The 1,669-nt window shown below is 36.7% G+C and carries 1 protein-coding gene; it reads left to right on the top strand.

What is annotated here, in order from left to right; all coding sequences use genetic code 11:
* Nucleotides 1-1,669: ATP-grasp domain-containing protein (locus HRT72_11855; protein NQY68399.1), on the top strand; the 1,669-nt coding region annotated here is incomplete at both ends.

The following is a 1,669-nucleotide window of genomic DNA, read 5'->3' on the forward strand; positions in this document are numbered from 1 at the left end:
ATAAAATCAACGCAAAAGAAACTGCAACCAAAAAGGATGTTCCGATCATACAAAGTAGTACAAAGAAATTGACTTCGAGTAAAATTGCACTTTCGGAAGCAGAAAGAATTGGTTTTCCTGTTATGCTAAAAGCTGCATCAGGAGGTGGAGGAAGAGGTATGCGAGTTATTCGCAAAGCCGACGAAATTAAAAACTATTTCAATGAGGCTCGCCGTGAAGCAAAGAATGCTTTTGGTGACGATACGATGTTTATTGAGAAATATGTAGAGAACCCAAAGCATATCGAAATACAAATTGTTGCGGATAGGCACGGGAATATTGTTCACTTATTCGAACGAGATTGTTCTGTTCAAAGGCGGTTTCAAAAGGTTGTTGAAGTAGCTCCTGCTTTTGGGTTACCTGATGGTGTGAAAGAAGAATTGTACAAGCATGCTATTAATATCACCAAAGCAGTTGGGTATAATAATGTAGGTACAGTTGAATTTTTAGTTGATCCAGATAATAATATTTACTTCATTGAAGTAAATCCTCGAATTCAAGTTGAACACACTGTAACTGAAATGGTGACAGGTATTGATTTAATTAAAACACAAATTTTTATTGCGGCGGGATTTAAATTGTCTAGTGAGCAGATTAAAATAAAGAGCCAGAAGTCTTTGAAGTTAAATGGATTCGCGTTGCAATGTAGAATTACTACTGAAGATCCAAAGGAAAACTTTAAACCAGATTATGGAACTATCATTACTTACAGAAGTGCGGGTGGATTTGGTATCCGTTTAGATATGGGTAGCCTTTATGCAGGTGTGAAGATCAGTCCTTTCTTCGACTCTATGCTAGTTAAGGTATCTGCGCATTCAAGAACTTTAGACGGTGCTTGTAGAAAAATGGAAAGAGCCCTTAAGGAATTTCAAATTAGAGGGGTTAAGCACAACATACAATTCTTACAGAATATTGTTACGCATGAAACTTTTAGAGATGGAAAAGTAAATGTTGGTTTTATTGATTCGGATAAGAGTTTATTCAAGTTTAACTACAAATTAGATAGAGCAACAAAAATTGTTAGATACCTGGGGCATATTGTAGTTAATGGTAACTCGGATGTTAAATTTATCGATAGAGAAAAGAAATTTATTAAACCGATTATTCCTTCTTTTGATAAGCACGCTCCATTTCCAAAAGGAACGAAGGACTTACTTACTAAGCTAGGACCAGAGAAGTTTGCTGAGAAAATCAAGAAGGATAAACAGATTCATTATACAGATACAACGTTCAGAGATGCCCATCAGTCATTATTGGCTACAAGAATGCGTTCTTACGATTTGAATGCAGTCGCTGAAGCGTATGCTAGAAATCATCCGAATATCTTTAGTATGGAAGTGTGGGGTGGAGCTACATTCGATGTATGTCTTCGTTTCTTGCACGAGAATCCTTGGAGAAGATTGGCAGAATTAAGAGAAAGAATGCCAAATGTTCTTTTACAAATGCTTATTAGAGGTTCTAACGGCGTTGGCTATTCTGCGTACCCAGATAACTTGGTTGAAAGATTTGTAGAAGAATCTTGGAATACGGGTGTGGATGTTTTCAGAGTTTTTGATTCGTTGAACTGGATGAAAAACATGGAGCCTTGCATTAAGTTTGTTAGAGAAAGAACTCAAGGTATTGCTGAGGG

The organism is Flavobacteriales bacterium (assembly GCA_013214975.1).
Lineage (GTDB): Bacteria > Bacteroidota > Bacteroidia > DT-38 > DT-38 > DT-38.